General features: G+C 58.1%; 6 protein-coding genes. 1 reads left to right on the top strand and 5 read right to left on the bottom strand.

All coding sequences use genetic code 11. From position 1 onward, the window contains the following. On the top strand, window positions 1–881 hold an 881-nt coding region (locus ABYV26_RS21185), incomplete at its 5' end, for an OmpA family protein (RefSeq protein WP_372683351.1). Between the two features lie 101 nt (window positions 882–982). Here the strand turns inward: ABYV26_RS21185 and ABYV26_RS21180 are convergent. From ABYV26_RS21180 to ABYV26_RS21160, 5 genes are all read right to left on the bottom strand, one after another. Continuing rightward, entirely contained in the window at window positions 983–2,449 is a 1,467-nt protein-coding gene (locus ABYV26_RS21180; protein ID WP_372683350.1) for a TolC family protein, read from the bottom strand. A 117-nt stretch (window positions 2,450–2,566) separates the two neighbouring features. Further along, on the bottom strand, window positions 2,567–3,250 hold the full coding sequence (locus ABYV26_RS21175; protein WP_372683349.1) for a DVU0298 family protein: 684 nt from the start codon (window positions 3,248–3,250) through the stop codon (window positions 2,567–2,569). Window positions 3,251–3,612: 362 nt separating this feature from the next. Beyond that, on the bottom strand, window positions 3,613–3,960 hold the full coding sequence (locus ABYV26_RS21170) for a cytoplasmic protein (RefSeq protein WP_372683348.1): 348 nt from the start codon (window positions 3,958–3,960) through the stop codon (window positions 3,613–3,615). Between the two features lie 7 nt (window positions 3,961–3,967). Further along, window positions 3,968–4,162, bottom strand: coding sequence for a ferredoxin (locus ABYV26_RS21165; protein ID WP_372683347.1), 195 nt, complete (start codon window positions 4,160–4,162; stop codon window positions 3,968–3,970). Then, window positions 4,159–4,738, bottom strand: a 580-nt coding sequence (locus ABYV26_RS21160; protein ID WP_372683346.1) for a flavodoxin domain-containing protein, incomplete at its 5' end; no start/stop codon positions are given. The genes ABYV26_RS21165 and ABYV26_RS21160, both read right to left, overlap by 4 nt.

Here is a 4,738-nt window from a genome sequence, read left to right as displayed (position 1 = left end):
TCGCCCCGACCGCATACAACGACGCCCTTCAGGCCTTGAAGGAGGCCGACGCCTTTATCGGCCAGAACCCATACGAGGCCGACACCATCGGCCAGAAGGCTGCCCATGCCGAATTCATGGCCCGGCGGATGATGACCATCAGCGAGAACAGCCAAAAATTCAAGGCGATGACGCCGGAAGCGTCGGCCCTTTACGTGGAGCGCCTGCTCGAGCGTGTCGGGGCTCCCTTGAATGCCGGCGATTTGCGGGACAAGGGGGTCGAGGGTCAGCTCAATTCGTTGACCGGCGCCGTCGAAACGATGGAACAACAAACTAGGTCCCTTGAAGAAGACCATCAAACGTACCGGACACGGGCGGCAACCCTGGAACAGCAGCTTGGCAGCTTAAAAGGCTATTCGCGCGAGCAGGAAGACGCCAGGCAAAAACTGGCCGCCGAACGCGAATTCAATGAACAGTTCAATAAGGTTCAGCGCTATTTTCGTCCTGACGAAGCAGACGTATACAAACAGGGCAGCCAGCTGGTGATTCGCATGCGGGGCATCAAGTTCCCGGTGGGGCAGGCGACCTTGAGCCCTGAAAACTATGTTCTGCTCAGCAAGGTGCAGCAGGCCATCCAGACGTTTGGTCAACCGACCGTGACCATCGAGGGTCATACGGATACCACCGAGGGCGGCGGTTCCACAAAAACCAACCAGGCGCTTTCCCAAGAGCGGGCCGAGGCCGTCAAGACCTACCTGGTGGCCAACAGAACCCTGCCGGCCAATCGCATCCGGGCCACCGGCTATGGTCCTGACAGGCCCCTGGCGCCCAACACGACTGCTGAAGGGCGAGCCACCAACCGGCGCATCGATGTGCTGATCAAACCGGCCAGCACACCATAAGGGCATTTCACGGCAAAGCGGACGCCTTTGAATGGTGGAGCGATATTAACAGAATGGTGGAAGTCGTGTGATTGCCGATCGGCGGATCCCACTTCATCGGGCTATCCCTCCCGGGCGCCGATCCTGCGGCTGCCGGTCCAGTGGCCGATGGCCCGGGCGATCTGGGCGCGGGCTTTTTCGCGGTCGAAATAAGCGGCGCTTTCGCTCATTCTGGAGCGATTGTAGGCCAGTTCGGCTTCCAGGTAGCGGGTGATGTCGGCTAATCCGCCCTCGTACTGGCGCTTGACCAGCCTAAAGGTTTCTTTGGCCGTGCGCACATTGGAGGTCGTCACCTTCAGTCGTTCCTGGGCTTCGTTGAGGTTGAGGTAGGCGCGCTTTACGTCGAACTTGACGGCCAGCAGGGTCTTGCGGTCGGCAGCCATGGTTTCCTGCAATTGGGACAGCGCTTCGGCCCGGTCGCTTTTTGTGGCAAATCCATCGAAGATCTTCCAATTCAGATAGAGGCCGGCGGTCCAGTTGTCGCGGTTCGAGCTGTATTTCATGTCGGGGTCGTCGGCATAGTAGCGGGTCATGAAATCCACCTGGGGCAGGTAGCCGGCCCGGGAGGCATCCACAGCCATTTTTGACCGGCGCAGCTGCTCGCGGATGCTGGCCAGCTCGGGTCGATGGATCAGGGCGTAATCCAGCGCCGAAAAAGGATCGTCGGGGATATGGATGGCCTGAGTTTGCGCATCGACGACACCGAAGGGCACATCCGGTTCAACACCCAGGATTTCCGCCAGGGCGGCCTTGGCCAAGCGTTGACGGTTGCGGCTCTGGACGAGAACCGCTTCGGTTTCCGCCATGCGCACCTGCAGGGAGAGCAGATCGGTCTTCAAGGCGCCGCCTGCTTGAAAGCGGACATCCATGATGCGCAGTTGGGAGCGGGTGGTTTCCACGGATTCCTCGGCCACGGTGGTGAAGTTGGCGGTGGCCAGAACATCGTAGTAGGCGCCGATGGCGGTGGCCATGACCTGGTTTTCGATGCCGTCCCGGTCCAGTTGAGAAATGGTCAGGTCGGTTCTGGCCATCTCCCGGTTGAGGCCGTCTCGGCCGCCGTTGAACAGGTTGATGCCGGCGCTGACCCCGCTTTCAAAATTTTCGAACCATCCCGGGGCGTTGAAGTCCGTGTTCGGGGGCAGTTTTCGCTGGTCGATGGTCTTGAACAGGTAGGCCGACGGGGCGTCACCCTGAAGATATTCGGTGTACACGTTCACCTGGGGGTAAAAGGGGGCGGCTGATTTTTCGAGCATCGCGCGGGCCCGTTCGATGCGGGCCACGGCCATGAGCAGATCCGGGTTGTTGGCCTGGGCAATGTCGAGCACATCCTGCAAGGTCAGGTTGCTGTTGACGGCACAGGTGGCAGGCGGCGTGTCAGCCGCCTGGGATTGGCCCAGATTGCAGGCCATATCGGCATATTGGGCCTTGATCGTTTCGTAGCGATAGGCATCTTTCGATGCACATCCGACAATCGTCACGGCCCAGGGTATGGCACAGGCCAAGATCAGTAAAACCGCGGTCCTTGGCATTCCCTCCTCCTCATTGTTGACGGGTTCGGTATCTTGTTTCAATATGCGGTTAGAGCCCCATTTCACTTCCTGGTTACAGCCATGACGAATCCGTTAGCGGGCCCAGTCAACCGATGGTCAGGTGTCGACACGGCTGCCGTCAAGGGCTTCGTTGGCCAGCTCGGCGACGGTGGTCTGGGTCATGCGCATCTGCCGATAGAGTCGAAGGGGCGCCTCATCGGACAGGCGCGCCTGCATCAGCGGTCGTGTGGCACGGTCAAGGACGGGGCCGGCCGCCCACATCGCCGTGCCGCGAAGGTAGGGGTCGGGTGCGTCGAAAAAGGCCGTCAGAAATGGGGCCGCCGGTTTTGCCAAAACCGGCCGGGCGTGGGCCAGCCGCCCGACGCCCCACAAGGACCCACGCTGGAGCAATTCGTGTTCGAGAAAATTGCCATGCGGATCGATATAGGAAATCAGGATGCAGGCAAACTCATCCGCCAGCCCGGCATGGCCGGCGGTGATCTCACCCATGGCTTCGGGTGATCCCCAGCCGATGCCACCGGACTCGTCGTTCAGGTTCCACATGAATCGGCGCATCACCACCCGTGCCGACTCCATGGCGGTGTCGGCCAGGTGGCCAACCACCGCACCCATGGCCGTGACGGCCCGCCAGCGGATTTTCTCTTCTCCTGAATATAAGAAAGAGAAGAGGGGATTGACTGCCTGGCGGCCGGGCATCAGCCGGATGGTTTCCAGGGCGTTTTCGAAGTCGTCCTGGCCCAGCAGGCGCCCGATGCGGGATTTAAGTTCACGGTTGCCCATACGTGTATCCACCAACCCGGGTAATCGGAAACAACAAATTGCATGCACCAAATCTTAAAAAAACAAATCACAATTACCAAATCCCAAACAAATTCCAAACTACAATATCCAAAACACAGACAAGGTAAAAACCGACAGCTTTTTGCCACCATCTATATCCGCATCTGTCTTTGGCAATGTTATAACGTCAACTCTTACAGCTTTAGTTAATTGGAATGTCTTCCCTCAAGATACCTACTGTTTGAAATTTGAAGTTTTAGTTATTGTTATTTATTTGTCATTTGTTTTTTGGCTATTGTAATTTTTTAGGTTATTGGGATTCTGTTTTCTGACATAAAAAACACAATTTCAGGATTAAGATACTAAAAGGATACCACCTCGAATCCCGCTTCAATATAGCGGGACATGGAGGGGTGGCCGGACATGTCCTCCAGCAGGGCTATGTCCTGATTGACCGCTTCAGCCGCGGTGCCCATTTTGTGGGCGCACCCCTTGCACACCCCTTCAACGATACCCTGGGATTTGGCTTTTTCCCACAGCTGGTGAAGGGGATTTTCCGGCTTGGCCAGTTCGGGCAGCAGGGCGGTGGCCGCCCCCTCCACGACGATCCGGCCGTCCATGCCCTTGGCCTTCATGTCCAGCCCGTTGAGCAGGACATGGATGAAACAGGCCGGGTCCCCGTTAAAAACGAAAAGCGCTACTTTTTTCATGCGTTCCTCACGATTGCTCTTCCCAGCTGATACAGTCTTCCGGGCAGTATTTGATGGCTTCGTTCACACACGATTCGGGATAGGCGTCCAATTCGATGACTTCGATGTATCCGGCATCGTTTTCGCGAAACACCTCCGGGCAGACGGCCACGCAGCCCATGCACAGGGTGCAGGTGCCGATATCGACCACGGGTATTTTCATCGCTGTTTGGCGTTTACGGCGTCGCCGATTTTCTTGCCGTATTCGACGCAGGCATCGATACCGGCGGCACCGGGAACATACTGAAGCCGGGGGCCGGGTTCGACCAGGGTGAACTTCATGGCAGCCAGTTCCGCCGCCACCAATTTGACCGCTTCGCCGCTCCAGCCATAGGATCCAAAGGCGCCGCCGATCTTGTTCTCCGGTTTGAGCCCTTTCATGTAGACCAGCACGTCCGCCACCGTGGGGAACATCTGGTTGTTCAGGGTGGGCGAGCCCACCACCACGGCCGCCGCATCCAGCACGTCGGTCATGATGTCGCTGCGGTGGGAACTGCGAATGTGGATGGGCTTGACATTGACGCCGGTCTGCGAGATGCCCTCGGCGATGGCGTTGGCCATGGCTTCGGTGCTTTTCCACATGGTGTCATAGACGACCACCGCCTTCTTCTCCTGCTCCTGCCGGCTCCATTTCAGGTAGGCGTCAAGGATCTTGCCGGGATTTTTGCGCCAGACGACGCCATGGTCCGGGCAAATCATGTCGATCTGAATCCCCGACGCCGCCACCTTCTCCATCAGC

Origin of the sequence: Desulfosarcina sp. (assembly GCF_041551955.1) — a bacterium.
Lineage (GTDB): Bacteria > Desulfobacterota > Desulfobacteria > Desulfobacterales > Desulfosarcinaceae > Desulfosarcina.
The sequence above is the reverse complement of the archived record's forward strand: the minus strand, read 5'-3'. Positions and strand labels throughout refer to the sequence as shown.